This window comes from Desulfomarina sp. (genome assembly GCF_054039375.1).
Window position 1 is genome coordinate 1 of record NZ_JBPLBA010000260.1, and the last position, 17,711, is coordinate 17,711.

At 49.9% G+C, this 17,711-nt stretch carries 12 protein-coding genes, 1 pseudogene and 1 riboswitch; of the genes and pseudogenes, 9 read left to right on the forward strand and 4 right to left on the reverse strand.

The annotated features are described in order from the left end of the window. A partial coding sequence (locus ACXLDX_RS14250) for an exonuclease SbcCD subunit D C-terminal domain-containing protein (protein WP_457577853.1) occupies positions 1-1,174 on the forward strand: 1,174 nt, incomplete at its 5' end. Positions 1,175-1,185: 11 nt separating this feature from the next. Beyond that, the gene (locus ACXLDX_RS14255; protein WP_457577854.1) at positions 1,186-4,431 is read left to right on the forward strand and encodes an AAA family ATPase; all 3,246 of its coding nucleotides are present in this window, start codon (positions 1,186-1,188) and stop codon (positions 4,429-4,431) included. A gap of 39 nt (positions 4,432-4,470) precedes the next feature. On the opposite strand, the gene ACXLDX_RS14260 is transcribed toward ACXLDX_RS14255, so the two are convergent. The 4 genes from ACXLDX_RS14260 to ACXLDX_RS14275 all read right to left on the reverse strand — a co-directional run bounded on the left by ACXLDX_RS14260 (position 4,471) and on the right by ACXLDX_RS14275 (position 11,557). Beyond that, the gene (locus tag ACXLDX_RS14260) at positions 4,471-5,418 is read right to left on the reverse strand and encodes a glycyl-radical enzyme activating protein (protein WP_457577855.1); all 948 of its coding nucleotides are present in this window, start codon (positions 5,416-5,418) and stop codon (positions 4,471-4,473) included. Continuing rightward, on the reverse strand, positions 5,405-7,768 hold the full coding sequence (gene hypD, locus ACXLDX_RS14265; RefSeq protein WP_457577864.1) for a trans-4-hydroxy-L-proline dehydratase: 2,364 nt from the start codon (positions 7,766-7,768) through the stop codon (positions 5,405-5,407). Before hypD ends, ACXLDX_RS14260 begins: the two co-directional genes overlap by 14 nt. A 571-nt stretch (positions 7,769-8,339) precedes the next feature. Next, positions 8,340-10,031, reverse strand: coding sequence for an SPFH domain-containing protein (locus ACXLDX_RS14270; protein ID WP_457577856.1), 1,692 nt, complete (start codon positions 10,029-10,031; stop codon positions 8,340-8,342). Next, positions 10,028-11,557, reverse strand: coding sequence for an SPFH domain-containing protein (locus tag ACXLDX_RS14275; RefSeq protein ID WP_457577857.1), 1,530 nt, complete (start codon positions 11,555-11,557; stop codon positions 10,028-10,030). Before ACXLDX_RS14275 ends, ACXLDX_RS14270 begins: the two co-directional genes overlap by 4 nt. Before the next feature lie 282 nt (positions 11,558-11,839). Beyond that, positions 11,840-11,947: riboswitch (TPP riboswitch) on the forward strand. Between the two features lie 99 nt (positions 11,948-12,046). On the opposite strand from ACXLDX_RS14275, the gene thiS reads away from it, so the two are divergent. From thiS to ACXLDX_RS14310, 7 genes and pseudogenes are all read left to right on the forward strand, one after another. Next, complete coding sequence (thiS, locus tag ACXLDX_RS14280) at positions 12,047-12,244, forward strand: sulfur carrier protein ThiS (protein ID WP_457577858.1); 198 nt, start codon at positions 12,047-12,049, stop codon at positions 12,242-12,244. After that, a complete protein-coding gene (locus tag ACXLDX_RS14285; RefSeq protein ID WP_457577859.1) occupies positions 12,245-13,027 on the forward strand; it encodes a thiazole synthase in 783 nt (260 codons plus the stop codon). It begins immediately after the preceding gene. 14 nt (positions 13,028-13,041) lie between these two features. Beyond that, positions 13,042-14,142: a 2-iminoacetate synthase ThiH gene (thiH, locus tag ACXLDX_RS14290; protein WP_457577860.1), complete on the forward strand. Its 1,101-nt coding sequence runs from the start codon at positions 13,042-13,044 to the stop codon at positions 14,140-14,142. Then, complete coding sequence (thiF, locus tag ACXLDX_RS14295; RefSeq protein WP_457577861.1) at positions 14,139-14,684, forward strand: sulfur carrier protein ThiS adenylyltransferase ThiF; 546 nt, start codon at positions 14,139-14,141, stop codon at positions 14,682-14,684. The genes thiH and thiF overlap by 4 nt, the downstream gene beginning before the upstream one ends. After that, positions 14,681-15,721: a thiamine phosphate synthase gene (gene thiE / locus ACXLDX_RS14300; protein WP_457577862.1), complete on the forward strand. Its 1,041-nt coding sequence runs from the start codon at positions 14,681-14,683 to the stop codon at positions 15,719-15,721. Before thiF ends, thiE begins: the two co-directional genes overlap by 4 nt. Further along, a complete protein-coding gene (thiC, locus tag ACXLDX_RS14305; RefSeq protein WP_457577863.1) occupies positions 15,718-17,016 on the forward strand; it encodes a phosphomethylpyrimidine synthase ThiC in 1,299 nt (432 codons plus the stop codon). Before thiE ends, thiC begins: the two co-directional genes overlap by 4 nt. Before the next feature lie 440 nt (positions 17,017-17,456). Then, positions 17,457-17,711, forward strand: a pseudogene (locus ACXLDX_RS14310) (IS1380 family transposase); the annotation flags it as partial.

The following is a 17,711-nucleotide window of genomic DNA, read 5'->3' on the forward strand; positions in this document are numbered from 1 at the left end:
TGAATTTGCCGAATTTCTCGACTGGCTGGCTCAAACCATCAAAGATGAAGAAATCGATGCCCTTCTTGTTGCCGGTGATGTATTTGACACGAGCACGCCCAGTAATCGAGCGCAGGAACTCTACTATCGTTTTCTTTCCCGGATTTCAACATCGTGCTGCCGTCATGTTGTAGTCATTGGAGGGAATCATGACTCTCCGACCTTTCTCAATGCCCCCAGGGAACTGCTGCGGGCGTTGAATGTATATGTGGTCGGCTCCATGACTGAAACCCTGGAAGACGAAATAATCGTTCTTTACAGGAATGAGCAGCCGGAGGCAATCGTCTGTGCCGTGCCCTATTTGCGGGACAGGGACATCAGGACGGTCGAGCCGGGAGAAACCATTGATAATAAAAATGCCAGGCTCATCCTCGGTTTAAAAAATCACTATGCCGATGTCTGTGCCATAGCCGAACAGAAACGGTCTGAATTCAAGAAAAACGGCCATTCAGGAGTACCGGTTATTGCCATGGGGCATCTCTTTACGGTGGGTGGCAAAACCGTTGATGGAGATGGTGTCAGAGAACTGTATGTCGGCTCTTTGGCCCATGTGGGTGAAGATGTGTTCCCCTCATCCATTGATTACCTTGCTCTTGGCCATCTGCATGTTCCACAACACGTCAGCAATACGGAAAACATACGCTATTGCGGTTCCCCCATACCCATGGGTTATGGCGAAGCGAATCAGAAAAAGAAGGTTTTGCTCATTGAGTTCGACAGCACCACACCAGATATTCAGGAAGTTCCGGTACCATGTTTTCAGCAACTGGTTCGTGTCGTGGGCTCTCTTGACGATATCCATGTAAAGCTGGAAGAATTGAAAAAGGAAGAAAGCCATGCATGGCTTGAGATTGAATATACCGGCAGCGACATCATTGGTAATCTGAGGGAAATACTTGATGAAACATTAGCCGATTCATCCATGGAAGTCAGGCGGATAAAGAACAAGCGGCTCATTGACCGGGTTATCGGCACAATTGACGAGAATGAAACACTCGATGATCTGACCGTGAACGATGTATTTGAACGATGCCTGGACGCCTATGACGTATTGGATGAAGATCGTGAGGAACTGACAGCGTCCTATAACGAAATAATCAAGTCTCTTAATGAAGAAGACGTGAATGCGGAATAGAGAGGCTGATCATGAAGATACTTGAACTCAGATTTAAAAATCTTAACTCCCTCTACGGTGAATGGGTCATTGATTTTACCGACCCGGAATACATATCAAACGGGATCTTTGCCCTGACCGGACCCACTGGTGCCGGTAAATCAACTGTGCTGGATGCGATCTGTCTGGCACTTTATGGCGCAACTCCCCGTTTGGGTAAAATCACCAAAAGCACCAATGAGATCATGTCCCGCAGGACTGGTGAGTGTTATGCCGAGGTGTTGTTTGAGTCCCGGTCCGGCCTCTTCCGTTGCCATTTCAGCCAACACCGGGCCCGTAAAAAGGCTGAAGGTGACCTGCAGAATCCAAGACATGAGATTGCAGAAGGTCTTGAAAACGGACAAGTCATTGAAAATCAGCTCAGGCGTGTTGCAACGGTAATCGTCGATAAAACCGGAATGGATTTTGATCGTTTTACCCGATCCATACTTCTTGCTCAGGGTGGCTTTGACACCTTTCTCAAAGCCGATACTGAACAGAAATCAAAAATACTTGAACAGATTACCGGCACCGAAATCTATTCACAAATTTCCCGGCGTGTCCATGAACGCCAGCGAGATGAGCGGGAAAAGCTGAACATCTTGAATGCCGAAGTATCCGGTATTGTGATTCTGGAACCGGAACAGGAAAAAGAGATTCAAAAAGACCTTGCGGCCAAGCAGAAACAGGAGATTGAGCTTGCCGGAAAAGCAACCGAAACAGGCAGGGCCATCACATGGCTGACCACTGTTGAAGCCCTGAAAAAGGAAATTCTCGGCCTTGCGGATGAAGCCGCAAAACTGAAGGCCGACAGCGAAGCCTTCAAACCGGAACGGTCCAGGCTTGAACAGGCCGTCAAAGCTGCTCTGCTTTCCGGAACCTACGCAATGCTCACGGCCCTTCGCAAACAGCAGGCTGACGATGAGGCTGATCGAAAAACGGAGGAAGCCGCACTCCCGGAGTTGGAAACCCTGGCAAACACACACGCTGAAGCGCTCAAGGCCGCTGAACAGCTCACCATCAAAACCAAAGAGGATCTGAAAGCGGCAGCACCACTGATCAAGAAAATCCGATCCCTTGATGAAAAGATTGCTCAGCAGACAAAGGCTGTATCAGAAGGTGCTGACACCTGTACCAGGGAAGCCGCGAAGATTGAGACAGATAAGCAGGCCCGGGAGAGGGAACTGGAAAAACGAACCGCAGCAGAGAAAACACTGGAAGCAATAGAGCTGTACCTCAAAGAGAATGCGCAGGACGAATGGCTGATCGGTGGTCTGGCCGGTATTGAAGAACAGTTCGGCAACCTGCTCGCCAGACAGAAGGAGATCACAAGACAAGAAAACGATCTCAAAAAAGCCGATACGGCCGTGGCTGATGCTTCAAAGAAACTTGAGGAAGCCACAAAGCAATGTGCTCTCTCAAAACAGGAGCTGGAATCAGCCGCTAAAGATCTTCAACAAGGCAAAGATCGCTTAGGCGAACTGCTGGGTGACAAATTACTCCGGGAGTTTCGCACCGAGAAGGAAACCCTGCTTCGTGAAATGGCCTACATCAAGAAGATCATGGAACTTGAAGATCATCGGGCCAAACTGGAAGACGGCAAGCCGTGTCCACTCTGCGGCTCAACCGAACATCCTTTTGCCGAGGGCAATGTTCCGGTTCCCGATGAAATTGAGCAAAAAATAGAATCGCTGACCAAGCTGATCGACGAGGCAGAGGATCAGGAAGCCGCCATAAGAAAACTTGAACAGGCGGAAACCTCTGCCCGTAAAAACCTGAATAACAGCGAGAAACTGGAGAATGATGCCGCCAATGATAAGAAGGCCGCTGAAAAAACACTCGCTGAATTAAAGGATTCCCTTTTGAGGATTCGGGACAGTTTTAAAGAACTGAAATGTGCAATAACCATTAAACTCAAGCCCCTGGGGTATAGCCTCAATCTTGCCCAACCAGAATCATCAATCAAAAATCTGAATTCAAAAATGAGAAAATGGCAGGAACAGGCAAAACAAAAGACCGAAATCGAAAAAGAGATTACCACCATCGACAGCGAGGTGAAGCGTCTTGGCGCCGTGATTGATACTCAGGTCAAGGCTCTGACTGAAAAACAGGAGAATCTGGAACGGTTGAAAAAGGAACATGCCGCCACAATGGATGAGCGAAAGAGATTGTATGAAGATAAAAATCCTGATGATGAAGAAAGTCGCCTGAATAAGGCAGTTGCAGATACTGAAGAAAATGAAAAGAAGACCAGGGACCTGAACAGCGAACTGCAGCAGAAATTAATCACAGCAAAGACTAATATCGAATCCCTGAAAAAGCGCATTGAACAGAGATTGCCGGAACTGAAAAAAATGGAAACTGACTTCTCATCAGCACTCGAATCGGCTGGATTTTCAGATGAAAAGCAGTTCCTTGATGCCAGACTGACAGATGAGAAACGGGAGGCATTGTCTCTGCGGGCAAAAAAACTGGACAACGCACAAACGGAACTTGCGGCCAGACAGAAAGATCGGGAAACACGCCTGGCTGCAGAGATTAGCCAAAAGGTCACTGATAAAACTCTTGAAGAGCTGGAGCCGCAGTTCAGGGAGTATGAAGAATCCCTGAAAGAATTGCGCGAGACAAAAGCCGGTCTCAAGCATAAACTGAGTGAGAACAGGGCAGCCAGGGAGCGAATTAAGGAAAAGCAATCCGCTGTTGAGGCACAGAAAAAGGAGTGCAACAGGTGGGAAAAACTGCATGCCCTCATCGGTTCAGCCGACGGGAAAAAGTACCGCAACTTTGCTCAGGGACTTACTTTTGAACTGATGGTGTCTCATGCCAACGGTCAGTTACAGAAGATGACTGACCGTTACCTGCTCATCCGTGACGACAAACAGCCGCTGGAGCTGAATGTCGTTGATAATTACCAGGCCGGTGAAATCAGATCGACCAGAAACCTCTCGGGCGGTGAAAGTTTTATAGTGAGTCTTACCCTTGCCCTGGGGCTTTCAAAAATGGCGAGTCGTAAAGTCCGCGTGGATTCCCTGTTTCTAGATGAAGGTTTCGGCACATTGGATGAAGAAGCTCTGGAAACCGCTCTGGAAACATTATCCGGGCTCCAGCAGGAGAACAAACTGATTGGAATCATCTCCCATGTATCTGCACTGAAAGACCGTATCAGCACACAGATAAACATAACCCCTGTCTCCGGTGGTCGCAGCTCACTGTCCGGCCCGGGCTGTACAAAGGTGTGAGGTGTTGAGGAACAGGGAGCTATCAGGCGTTTTGAAAAATCAGCCCACTGCAGCGTCAACCCCCAGGTCCATGAAAATGGAAAGCACGCGGGATATATCACTCCCGGTCGGTTCGGCCAGGTTACCCGCATCATATTCCTCACCCAGCCTGGAATACTTGCCTGCAGCAATATTATGGTAGGGTAACAGAGTAATCTTCTTTTTATCCCCCTGGAGTCCTGAGACAAAAACAGCGGTCTGTCTGATATTTTCATTGTCATCGTTTACCCCTTTGACAAGGGGAATACGAATATCAATCTCGGCCCCCGTTCCGGCCAGAAGTCGCAGGTTTTCCAGAATACGCCCGTTCTCGACCCCCGTCCACCGCTTATGACGCTGCGGGTCCATCATTTTAAGATCATAGAGAAACAGATCTGTCCGTTTTGCCACCTCCAGCAGAATCCTGCTCTCTGCCAGTCCGGTTGTATCAACTGTTCTGTGCAGTGACCGGGAACCAAATTCATCCAGCAGGGCGATGAGAAAATTCGCCTGCATTAACGGCTCCCCTCCGGAAAACGTGACACCTCCCCCCGACTGCTCAAGAAAGATCCTCTCCTTTTCCACAATCTTCACCAGTTCCATCACAGTGGCTGTTCTGCCCGACATTTCAATGGCTTTAGTGGGGCAGACATCTGCACAGCGTCCGCAGCAGGTGCAACGATCTTTATCGGTGACAACACCGTCAGGAGTCAGCGAACAGGCCTCCTCCGGGCAGGAATCAATACAGCTCCGGCAGCCGATACATTTATCCCTGTTATACATCTTCTGGGTTCGGGACGAAATACTCTCCGGATTATGACACCATACGCAGTGGAGGGGACATCCTTTCAGAAAAAAAGTTACCCTGATACCCGGACCATCATTAATGGCATACTTCTTCACATCAAAAATAAGTCCCCTATCCACTGATGAGACCTCCATTTTTCCCGTTCTATTAGAACGCATCATTTTCAGTCCGTTCAATGATCTCCTGCTGCAGATCTGCGTTCATATCATTGAAATAGTCACTGTATCCCGCCATGCGCACAAGCAGATCCTTATAATCATCCGGATTCTCCCGGGCAGCCAGAAGGGTTGCCGTGTCAACAATATTGAACTGGATATGATGACCGCCAAGATGAAAATAAGAACGGATAAGCTTGCCGAGTTTTCTGATATCCTCGTCTTTTTTCAGAAGACTGGGGAGAAAGCGCTGGTTCAGCAGGGTACCGCCCGATTTTTCATGATCCAGCTTGCTCAGGGATTTGATCACCGCGGTGGGACCGTTTGTGTCGGCACCATGGGAAGGAGAGGTCCCGTCGGAAATCGATTTACCGGCAAGCCGCCCGTTCGGTGTGGCACCGAGTACCTTGCCGAAGTAGATATGACAGGTAGTCGAGAGCATATTGAGGTGATAGCTCCCTCCCTCCTTGATGTTGGGATTTCCGTCTATTGTGGCCACCAGATCGTCATAGACCCGAACCGCGATATCATCAGCAAAATCATCATCATTACCGAAAAACGGTGTCCGGTTCATGATCGTCTGGCGCATGATCTCTTTTCCCTCGAAATTCGTCGCCACTCCCTCCAGCAGGGTTTCCATGGTGAAATTTTTCTCTGCAAAGACATGTTTTTTGATGGCCGACAGACTGTCTGTAACCGTACCGAGTCCACAGCACTGGATATAGCTGGTATTATAGCGGGGGCCTCCATCATAGTAGTCACGACCTTTGCTGATACAGTCATCAATCACTACGGAGAGAAACGGGGCGGGCGCATACTTGGCAAACATCCGGTCAATATAGTTGCTCACCCGTATCTTCAGATCAACAATATACCGGACCTGTTTCATAAAAGCCGAATACAGTTCTTCAAATGAGTTGAAACCGCACGGGTCCCCGGTACTGATACCAACCATCCTGCCGGTAAGCGGATCAAGACCGTTATTGAGAGTAACTTCCAGGACCTTGGGCACATTCAGGTAACCCGTCAACAGATAAGCTTCCTTGCCAAAGGCTCCCACCTCGATACAGCCGCTGCATCCCCCCTCCCGCGCATCCCGCAGGCTTTTTCCCTGGCGCACCATCTCCATGATATAGGTATCGGGGTTGAAGACAGAAGGATACCCGTGTCCCTGGCGGATAACCCTGGTTGCGGCATGAAGAAAACTGTCAGGTGTCCGGGAACTGATGTGCACGGAAGAACCGGGCTGGAGAATATGCAGCTCTTCAATCACCTCCAGCATGATAAAAGAAACCTCACTGGTACCATCTGAACCATCGGGTTTCACACCGCCGATATTGATATTGGTGAAATCATTGTATGTACCGCTCTCCCTCGCTGTAACTCCCACCTTGGGCGGGGCGGGATGATTGTTCACCTTGATCCAGAAGCAGCAGAGCAGTTCCTTGGCTTTTTCCCGGGTTAAACTCCCTTCGGCAATTTCTTTTTCATAATACGGTGCCAGGTGTTGATCAAAATGACCGGGATTCATGGCGTCCCAACCGTTCAGTTCGGTGATTGTACCGAGATGAACAAACCAGTACATCTGGATCGCCTCATAAAACGTCTCCGGCCTGTGGGCGGGAACCCGGCGACAGATTTCAGCTATTTTGAGCAGTTCCGCAACCCGGCCGGGGTCGGTTTCCGTTTCCGCCATTTTCTCCGCCAGCTCCGCATGCCTTTCAGCAAAAAGAATCACCGCGTCACAGGAAATCGCCATCGCTTTCCACTGCTCTGCCTTATCCGTTGCTTCAGGGTCATTACGATAATCGAGGGCCGCAATATTTTCTTCAATCATGCGTTTGAAATCGAGCATGCCCCAACAATAGATTTTACCGTCCAGAGCGGTGTGACCCGGTGCCCGCTGTTCCATGAACTCAGTAAACAGACCGGCCTCATAAGCCGCCCGCCATTTTTCAGGCACATGGGAAAAAATCCGCTCACGCTGGGTGCGCCCCTGCCAGTAAGGGATAACTTCACGGGCATAGGTCTCAATGTCCTCCTCTGTTGTGAGATAGCGTTGCATCTCCCGGGTGTTGAGCACATGCAGGTCCTCGACACTGTGACAGGTAAGCTCCGGGAAAGTGGGAATCGCCTTGGGCTTTGGTCCCCGCTCCCCTACAATTAATTCATCCTCTCCCAGGTACAGTGTTTTCCGCCGGCAATGATCAAAAAAGGTCATGGCCCGCAGCACCGGAATGGAATATTTGCCGTAATTTTCCCTGTAGAACTCCGTTTCGTGCAGAGCACGTTCAATGGAAATAGTCGGCTCCGTTTCAACCGTCAGTCGACGTAACCGCTGAATACGGGGGTTCATTCCAGGACCAATGGAATTTCCGGGAGAATTATAAAAATTCCCCTCTTCAGTCGCCGCCCTTTCCGGTATGGCATTACAGGTTTTTATCTGTTCAAACATGACTTTCCTCCATAATACATCCCTGCAGACACCTATCCCGGCAGCAGAACCCGGGCAGGAATGTTATCGACGATATAGAAAAAGCAAAAAGTATAACGAAAATACTTCAGGACGTGGTGATCACAGAATATAACTCTGCTGCCACCGGGAAAACTGCAACGTGAATCCTGTGCTTCAGCACCATTGAACCTGGCATCCCACGCAGGTAGACGAAGATCCGGAACCTGCCGGTCTCAGGATTGAGATTACAGATTTTCCTCAAGAGGAAAAGTCAGTGGTAGAGCATACAGCAGCAGTACAGGCAGCGATAGCTCTTACGAAGATTGGTGGTAACTGTAAAATTTGTCATGGTTTCCTGGACTTTTTCAGATTACCTTTCGGGGCACCCTTAACCTGCCCCACAACAACATCATAGAGCATGATCCCGCCCCTGTCAACCGGGAGCCCCGGCCGGCAATCTATTGCCCCTTTTTCAGGGAGCCTTCAGGACTTTTGCCCCACCCAGCCCGGCAAAACCGGTATTTTTCAGATCCGTCCAGAGGGTGCCCTCACCGGCATGGATAATATTCAACTTCAGATCCGGATTGAGGCTGTCAGCGAACCGCCACATGGCATAGGCCCTGGAATCTTCGAAAACCGCGGTCTTCAGGGCCAGACCGTTTGCCCGCTCCCCGTCAACCTTCTGCAGAGCTGTGGCTTTGGCCACACCGAGAACCCTGATCCTGTTGGCCTGAATTGCCGCCGTTTCCTTTTTTATCTCCGCAGTTTTCTTGAGCGTCTGGGCCTGGATTCTGGCCACCTGCCGACCAAGATCGGCATTGATTTCCGCCTTGAGCTTTTCCGTCTCCTGGAGAACCTGTTCCCCCCGCTGCTTGATAAGGGACAGTTCGGTATTCAGTTCAGCAAGTTTTCGGGCGGTATTCTGTCTTTCTCTGTTGGTCAGATCCTGCTCAATGGCAATACTCGCCTGCTGGATCGGCTCCCGGATCTGATCCGGAACCTCGACATGACGGATCAGCGCATTATAGACCTTTATCCCTTTGCCGCCCAGAATCTGCTCCAGAGCGCTGGTCAGATCATCCTGGAACTTTTCCCGACCTTCGCCGACGATAAAGTCCTTGGCCCGGTATTCAGAGCCCTTGTTCCTTGAAATAGATGTGATCTGCGGCAGGATAATCTTATCAACCACCGCGGGAAGATCCCCGTACCTCCGGAAAATCGAGGCTATACTTCCCGGAGCAAGTTCAAATTCCACCGTCATATCCAGGCTGATGAGAAAACCGTCACGGGAGGGAAAGCTGACCAGCTCCGACAGGTTCATCTCACCTTCCTTCAACGGCACAGGGGTCCGGTTCGCCAGAGGTTGGCCGGCTTTGAAATCCACCTGCTTACCCCGTTTATATTTCATAAAACCGGATGATTTTCTGCTGAAATAATCTTTTCGCTTAGCCTCCTGTTTCTGGAGCACGGCAGACTGCAGGGTGTTCAGTGCCTCGTTCTGACCGAGCTGACGGGCTTTCGTCACGACCTTACTGCCACTCTGACCCAGCAGTGAAACCTGGTTGATACCAACCTCCAGCACATCAATTTTATACTCCTTGGGGTTGATATAATAGAGTCCCGGCTGAAGAATGTCTTTGCGTACACCCTTCTGGTTTATATCCGCAAACCGACCATCCTCTGCCTGTGTCCCTGAAAGAGAAGTGATAACCCCGACATAGCCAATAGGGATCGAAATGGCATCAACGATCTTTACCGTGTATCCATATGGATTCAAACGATATTTTCCAGGACCCAGGACACTGTGCCAGATACCTTTCTGCCCTCTTTCCGCAATGAATTCACCCTCCGGCAGGGTCTTGCCGACCTTGGAGGTCACAACGGCAACCTTCCCCGGTTTGACCATGATGATATCGACAATCTCCCAGTCATAAAATACGGGATTGAGGAAATAACGGCCCTCCCCAAGCGGCTTTTCCCAGATACCTTTCTGGCCCTCACGGGCAAGAATCTGACCGGGCTCCAGGGGATTCCCGTTTTTTGAAGTCACAATGGCCATCTGATTCGGTCCGACATAAAAGCGGCAGAACATCCAGATCCAGACCAGGGTAGCGAGAAAACAGACCGCAAGACCAGCAAGACCCAGCTTCATATATCGATTCATTGCGCACCTCCCCCGGTCAACTCAAAATTCCCGAAAATGGAACCAAGTCCCTCTTTTGAATCACTGCTCAACACCGAGTTGATCCTTGGAGCAATTTTCTCATACAGGGTATAACGGGCAAAACTTCTGCCACTGCCAAAGGAGGCAACCCTGTTCTTCAGGACAAAAGCCTCCGCCTCATTCCCGGCTCTGATGGCATCTTTCTGCCCGTCTGCGGTGAGCAGTATGGACTCCGCCTGGAACCGGGCCGCCTCAAATTCTATCGCTGCCACGTCCAGCTCCTTTCTTGCCGCAATCAGCCGGACTTCCTGATCCTGCCGGGCATCGATAATGGCCCTGATCCGTTTGGTATCCGCCTCGACCTTTTCCCTGGACTGGACGGCCAGCATTTCCTGCTTGGTTAATTCAGCCTTGGATCTGGCCTGGAAGATCTGCTGCTGATACTTGGCCGCTTCCTGAACAGCCAGCTCACGATCCCTGTTAATGGAGGCAATTTCATCGGGGACAATGATCTTTCTGATCAACACCGATTTAATATCCACCCCCCACCCCCTGGACTTGGTGCGCAGGTGCAGTTCCAGATCCTTTTGAAATTTCTGGCGGGTTTCCCCGACAATGAAATTAACCGCCGGATGCTTGGATCCTTCGATACGACTGAACCCCCTGGCCCTGGGCAGAATCAGTTTTTTAATTATATCTCCCATATCTCCCACGCGGTGGGTCAGAAAGGCCGCATCATTCCGTTCGATTCCGAACTCGATAGTTCCCTCCACTGTAACGGTAAAACCATCCAGGGTGAGAAAGTTAATGGCATCTTTGCCGGACATTTCAAACCGCTGGCTCTGGGTGTTGACCTCGACAATATTGTACATGTAGGGATTGAGATAATGGGTTCCCGGATCAAGCAGTCGCCCGGACACGCCCTTGTAGCCATCGGAAACCATAAAACTGTTCAGTTCCTCCGGCGCGAGCTTGTCCTCGAGAATATCTTTCCCGGTGAGAGTTGTTACAACACCGACATGGCCGGGGCTGATATTGATCGCGTTAAAAAGAGCCACATGATAGGCGTAAGGGTTGATGCGGTATTTTCCGGGCCGCAGGATTTCCTTCATAATGCCCCGCTGATTTTCTTCGGCGATTATTTTCCCGGGTGGCAGTTCGGTTCCGTAAAGCCTGGTCATCACCCCCAGCTTTCCGGCAGGCACATCAAGAATCCGGTGAATTCTCCAGCTCCAGGTATATGGATTATAAAAATACCTTCCCTCGGGAAGAACCTTGAGCTGAATACCCTTCTGGTTCTCCTTCACGGCAATAACCTGGTCGGCCCCGAGATTGTCACCGGTTTTCCGGATCAACACAGCTATCTGCCCCGGTCCCGGTTCTATTCTGCAGAAAAACCAGATAAAAATGCCCGCGGCAATAACAAGACCGATGGACAGGGTTGTCCAGGAAAATCGCTTCCAGAAAAACTTTCCGGGGATTCTCTGCCAGAGAGCCGGAGGTTTGAACTCTACAGGTTTTTCCATATACCGCTCCTGTCTGTGATAGATTATTACCTGAATCCAGGGCGGTTTCACAGCGTCTGCCGACAGGTTCAGGTTTTTCAGTTCATAGCCAGTCTTCAGGGTGCTTTGAAAAAGGAGGTATTTTCAAGGTGTCCTACAATTCAGTATATGGATTCCTCAGTATTTATCAAGTGATTCAATCTTTCAAACAGATGCAACAACATGTTATGAAAGTATTCCCCCTGCAACAAGCGATAAAAAAACTGTTGACAAAACAACCGGTTTTCAAATAAACAACGTTTGTAATTTCACTGGGGGTGCTTTAAAAAAAGCTGAGAGAAGTTATCAAACTTCAACCCTTGGAACCTGATACGGTTAGTACCGGCGTAGGGAAAGTGGACGAGGTTGTTCTTCTCTTTTTTGTTGTATCTCCTTCTCTTTCATTCCCGTAAAATCCCATCATAAAAACCGTTCAGGCTCCATTTTCTTTCATTGAGTTTTGGAGGCAATATGGAAATTTTTCTGAACGGAAAACAGGTGCAGACCAGTTGCGGCACTCTGGCGGACCTGACTCTCGAACAACATGTGGAAACACAATTCCTGATTGTTGAGATCAACGGGACAGTCATTCCGGAACAGGACTGGAAAACCCATCCGGTCTCCGCCGGAGACCGCGTTGAACTGCTTCATTTTGTGGGAGGCGGGTGAATGGAAAACACCAGGAAAGACCTTCTCGTTATAGGAGGACATGAATTTTCCAGCAGACTGCTCACCGGCACGGGAAAATTCAGCTCAAAGAAGTTGATAGCTCCGATGCTTGCGGCAAGCGGCTCTTCAATGATCACCGTGGCTCTTCGTCGCGTGGATCCCGCTGCTGACCGGGAGAGAAACATCCTCTCCCATATTCCGGATTCAGTAACCCTGCTGCCCAATACTTCCGGGGCAAGAACAGCAGAGGAGGCGATTCGAATCGCCCGCATCGCGCGGGAAGCAGGCTGCGGGGACTTTATCAAGATCGAAGTGATTCCCGACATGCTTTATCTCTTTCCGGACAATCATGAAACACTGAAAGCAACAGAAATCCTGGCAAAAGAAGGGTTTATTGTCCTGCCATATATCCTGCCGGATCTCATTATTTCCCGACAGCTCCATGACGGGGGAGCGGCTGCCATCATGCCCCTGGGTTCTCCCATTGGAACCGGTCGTGGCCTTGAGCAGCAGGCAATGCTCAAGCGGCTCATGGAGACGGCCAAAATCCCGGTCATCGTGGATGCGGGAATCGGCAAGCCTTCCCAGGCTGCAGAAGCCATGGAAATGGGTGCAGACGCTGTTCTCGTGAATACCGCCATCGCCACAAGCGATAACCCGGTCATGGCCGGAAAAGCTTTTGCGCTGGCTGTTCAGGCCGGAAGAATGGCCTGGCTGTCCAGGACCGGATCCAGGAAAACCTATGCCCAGGCTTCTTCCCCACTCACAGGATTTCTAACATAGAACCACCACAGACCATGACTTTTTTAACAACAATCAATGAATATGCATCTTTTGATTTTGATGAATATTTTCGGAATGTAACCGGAAACGAGGTCCGGCAGTCCCTGGACAGAACAAACCTCACGACCGGAGATCTTCTCAACCTGCTGTCGGCTCCAGCGGCCGATTTTCTGGAAGAAATGGCCATGAAATCGCAGCGGCTCACCCGTCGGTTTTTCGGCAGAACTATCTCCCTCTACGCCCCTCTTTATATTTCGGACTACTGTTCCAATCACTGCACCTACTGCGGATTCAACTGCACCAGGCCGTTTTCAAGAAAGCAGCTTTCTCTTGCTGAAATTGAGAGAGAAGCAGCTATCATAGCCGCATCCGGCATTCGTCATATTCTTGTGCTGACCGGGGAGGCACCGGATAAAACCCCTATTTCTTACCTGCAGGACGCCATAACTGTTCTGAAACGATATTTTGCCTCCATCGCCCTGGAAATTTTTCCAATGGATGAAAAAGACTATCGGGTTCTCCATCGGGCCGGAGCAGATTCCCTGACTGTTTACCAGGAAGTATATGACCGGAATATTTACATGAAAGTTCATAAGTCCGGGAAAAAACGTAACTATGAATACCGGCTTCTCACCCCTGAGCGCGGGGCTGGAGCAGGTTTCAGGGCGATCAATATCGGCCCCCTGTTCGGCCTGGGACAAGTCCGTTCAGAGGCCTTTTTCGCCGCCCTGCATGCCCGGTTTCTTCAACAGAGTTTTCCCGAAGTGGAAATATCACTTTCCCTGCCGAGAATCAATGGAAAGGGCGGCAGGCCAGGAAATTCTCTTTCGGACAAACAGTTCGTCCAGACCATGCTGGCCTGGCGACTTTTTCTGCCCCGGCTGGGCATCACCATTTCCACCAGGGAAGCCCCGGCTTTTCGCGATAAACTTCTCCATCTCGGTGCAACCCGGTTCTCGGCCGGCTCCAGAACCGACGTGGGTGGATACGGTCAACCCGGTTCCTCGACGGTACAGTTCGACATTACCGATGAAAGAAGTGTGGAGGAAATAACTGAAATGATATGTGAAAACGGGTATCAACCCGTTTTTAAAGACTGGGAACCCCTGCAATGAAAACAGGTATTGCCGGTATCGGCGGAATTGGATCAAACGTGGCCAGGCACCTGGTTCAACAGGGTCTGGGCTGGTTGAAGACAGTCGACTTCGACCGGGTGGAAACAACCAACCTCAACCGGCAGTTTTACCGGTTCAGTCAGGCCGGAGAACTGAAAACAGACGCTCTGGAAGAAAACCTGAAAGAGATTCATCCTGAACTTGTTGTCAACAAAATCAACGCAAGAATAACAGCGGACAACGGCAAGGCAATTTTTCATGACTGCCGGATCATCGTTGAAGGCTTTGACGATCCAGGCAGTAAAAAAAATTTGATAGAACTCTTTTCCGATACGGAAAAAATCCTTGTCTGCGCCTCCGGCATTGCCGGCCATAACATGAAAAATATTGCAGTCCGCCGAATCGGCAACTGCCATATCGTCGGAGATTTTTTTTCCGACGAACGGGAACATCCGCTGTTTGCCCCAAAAATCGCCATGATTGCAGCGATCATGGCGGGGATTGTTCTTCACCATGCTGGACTGAACAGGGAGACACAATGACCGGACAAAGAATCATGGATGCCAATATCAACCGTTGTGCTGAAGGGTTACGAGTGCTTGAGGATATTGCCAGGTTCCATTTTGACAACCGGCAGCTGGCCGCTCAGTTCCGTACTCTGCGCCACCGGGTCCGCAAGTCCATTTTTACGGATCACTCACGGCTCCTTTCGGCCAGGGAAAGCCGCAATGATGTGGGGAAACAGACATCCTTCAACCAGACCGGTTATGACGGCAGAAATGGTCTGAAAAGTGCTGCTATTGCAAACTGTAAACGGGTCCAGGAGGCCCTCAGGTCCCTGGAAGAAATACTGAAAAGTGAAGAGTCTTATGCCCACGGTAAGGAAATTGAGCGGTGTCGATTTTCGCTTTACACACTTGAAACAGAATTGCTCTCCCTGTTTACCCGGACATTGCCGACCGGAATTTATGGAATCCTCGGGGAAAAATATTCCCGTGGCCGCTCCAATATTGAAGTTGCAGAGGAAATGATCAGGGGAGGCATAGCCATTATCCAGTACCGGGAAAAAAGAGAGGATAAAAGCTTTCGGGATATGTACAGGGAATGCCGGATAATCCGGGAAATCACCAGGGAGGCTAAGATACCGTTTATCATCAATGATTTTATGGAAATAGCCCTGATGGTCGGGGCTGATGGCATCCACCAAGGACAGGACGATCTACCCGTAAAAGAACTGCGAAAACTCGCTCCCCACATGCTGATCGGCTGCTCAACCCACTCCCCTGACCAGGCCCGAAAAGCCATCGACGATGGTGTCGACTATATTGGAGTGGGCCCCATCTTTCCCACAACCACCAAAAAAGATGTCTGTGATGCGGTTGGTCTCAGCTACCTGGAATTCGTGGCAGAAGAGCTGCAAATCCCCTTCGTGGCCATTGGTGGCATCAAGCGGGAAAATATCAGGGAGGTGATAAAAAGAGGCGCCTCAACAGTCTGCCTGGTTACAGAGATAATTGGTGCGGAAAATATAGTTTATCGAATCAGGGAAATACAAACACTCATACAGGAACAGTCATGAAAAAAACGTACACTACCCAGATGGATGCGGCCAGGAAGAATATTTTTACACCACAGATGCGGGAAGTTCTCCAGCATGAATCCATTACAAAAGAACTCCTCCTGGAAAAGATCGCCGACGGCCGGATAGTCATTCCCGCCAATCGTCATCATGTCAACCTGAAAGCCGTTGGTATAGGAGCCGGACTCACCACCAAGATCAATGTCAACCTCGGTGTATCAAAGGATGTCTGCTCCTTTTCGGGAGAAATGAAAAAAGGCGCTCTCGCGATACAGCATGGTGCCCACGCGATCATGGATCTCAGCGTATCCGGTGACACGGAAAAATTCAGGAAACAGCTTATCAGGGAACTCCCCTTGATGCTCGGAACCGTGCCCATCTATGACACCCTGACCAGAACCGGAAAAGAGGTTCAGGATATCACTGTCGATGACTGGTTCGAAACCGTTGAAAACCACGCCTCAAACGGTGTTGACTTTATCACAATCCATGCAGGACTCACTTCCAGAGCCGTCTCCAGCCTGAAGGAGGGCAACCGGTTGTGCGGAATTGTCAGCCGGGGTGGAGCGATTCTCGTGGAATGGATGGAAAAAAACGGCCTGGAAAATCCCTTCTATACCCATTATGACCGTTTGCTGGAAATCTGCCGATCCCACGATGTCTGCATCAGCCTGGGAGACGGCATGCGTCCTGGAGCCATCCACGACTCCACTGACGGCCCGCAGATTCAGGAATTGATTACCCTCGGAGAACTGACCCGGTACGCCTGGGAGCGCGATGTCCAGATCATGGTGGAAGGTCCCGGTCATGTCCCGCTCCATGAAATCGCGGTAAACATGCAGCTGCAGAAAAAACTCTGTCACGGGGCACCTTTTTATGTGCTCGGCCCCCTTGTTACCGATATCGCTCCAGGGTACGACCACATCACGGCAGCCATCGGCGGTGCCATGGCCGCCATGCACGGCGCCGACTTTCTCTGTTATGTCACCCCGGCAGAACACCTTCGCCTGCCCTCCCTGGCTGATGTGAAAGAAGGTATAATGGCGGCCAGAATCGCCGCCCATGCAGGAGACCTGGCCCAGGGGCTTGCCAAAGCCGACTGTAAGGACAATGCCATGAGCAGGGCCAGAGGAACCCTTGACTGGGACGGTCAGTTTGATATGGCTATTGATCCAGAAAAAGCCCGGGAATATCGCTCTTCTTCCCGGCCTGGAGATCGAGAAGTCTGCACCATGTGCGGTGATTTCTGTGCTGTAAAACGGATGGAAAACCTGATGAGTGCCCAGAACAATTAGGTTTTCCAATTCGAGATCAAGAAACAGGTCATTTTAAAAGCGATGAATATTGATCATATATGCCGATTTTTTCATTTCCCTGAAACTCAAAAATCAGGCGAAAGGGTATTTTTTCATGATGACTTTATGTAAGCGCGTTAAGTCAACCACTTGTGCAAAACACAAATTGACAAACGGAAACAAAACAGATAAACTCGCTTTATGACAATATTCATTTTCATTGATCCTAAATCGTGCCGGCTCTTCAGACACGTTGCTGACAACGTTTTGCTGCTATGAACGTTTCTTTTTGGGTTAAGGGGGGGTGGTTTTTTAATTTTATCTCAATCCGTGACAAAACATCGATATTTTCGGCTTAAAAAATATCACAATATCTTGATTTTTATTAAAAAATATTGCAATATAAACTTGTCTGACAAACTCACTCGACAGGTGATAAAATGCAACGCTTTATTCTCGAACAATCTGACGACGAATTTTACACCAGCCATTCCGGCCTGGCCCTTATCGGGCTGTGCATCAACAGGTTCAGCGATATGGCCCGGAAGATAACACGCAAGATGACCAGAGGGCAGGATAAAATCTCTCACCCTGATATTATCCGCAGCATGTTGGGGCTGCTCTGCCTCGGCAAAAGCGATTACCAGGCTATTACCGATAAACGGGATGATGAATACTTCAAACACTCCCTCGGT

What these genes read in the sequence shown, in the direction of transcription:
- thiS (WP_457577858.1), top strand. Translation starts at nt 12,047, where the DNA reads ATGGAAATTTTTCTGAACGGAAAACAGGTGCAGACCAGTTGCGGCACT.
- thiE (WP_457577862.1), top strand. Translation starts at nt 14,681, where the DNA reads ATGACCGGACAAAGAATCATGGATGCCAATATCAACCGTTGTGCTGAA.
- ACXLDX_RS14260 (WP_457577855.1), bottom strand. Translation starts at nt 5,418, where the DNA reads ATGATGCGTTCTAATAGAACGGGAAAAATGGAGGTCTCATCAGTGGAT.
- ACXLDX_RS14285 (WP_457577859.1), top strand. Translation starts at nt 12,245, where the DNA reads ATGGAAAACACCAGGAAAGACCTTCTCGTTATAGGAGGACATGAATTT.
- ACXLDX_RS14255 (WP_457577854.1), top strand. Translation starts at nt 1,186, where the DNA reads ATGAAGATACTTGAACTCAGATTTAAAAATCTTAACTCCCTCTACGGT.
- thiF (WP_457577861.1), top strand. Translation starts at nt 14,139, where the DNA reads ATGAAAACAGGTATTGCCGGTATCGGCGGAATTGGATCAAACGTGGCC.
- hypD (WP_457577864.1), bottom strand. Translation starts at nt 7,768, where the DNA reads ATGAACCCCCGTATTCAGCGGTTACGTCGACTGACGGTTGAAACGGAG.
- thiC (WP_457577863.1), top strand. Translation starts at nt 15,718, where the DNA reads ATGAAAAAAACGTACACTACCCAGATGGATGCGGCCAGGAAGAATATT.
- ACXLDX_RS14275 (WP_457577857.1), bottom strand. Translation starts at nt 11,557, where the DNA reads ATGGAAAAACCTGTAGAGTTCAAACCTCCGGCTCTCTGGCAGAGAATC.
- thiH (WP_457577860.1), top strand. Translation starts at nt 13,042, where the DNA reads ATGACTTTTTTAACAACAATCAATGAATATGCATCTTTTGATTTTGAT.
- ACXLDX_RS14270 (WP_457577856.1), bottom strand. Translation starts at nt 10,031, where the DNA reads ATGAATCGATATATGAAGCTGGGTCTTGCTGGTCTTGCGGTCTGTTTT.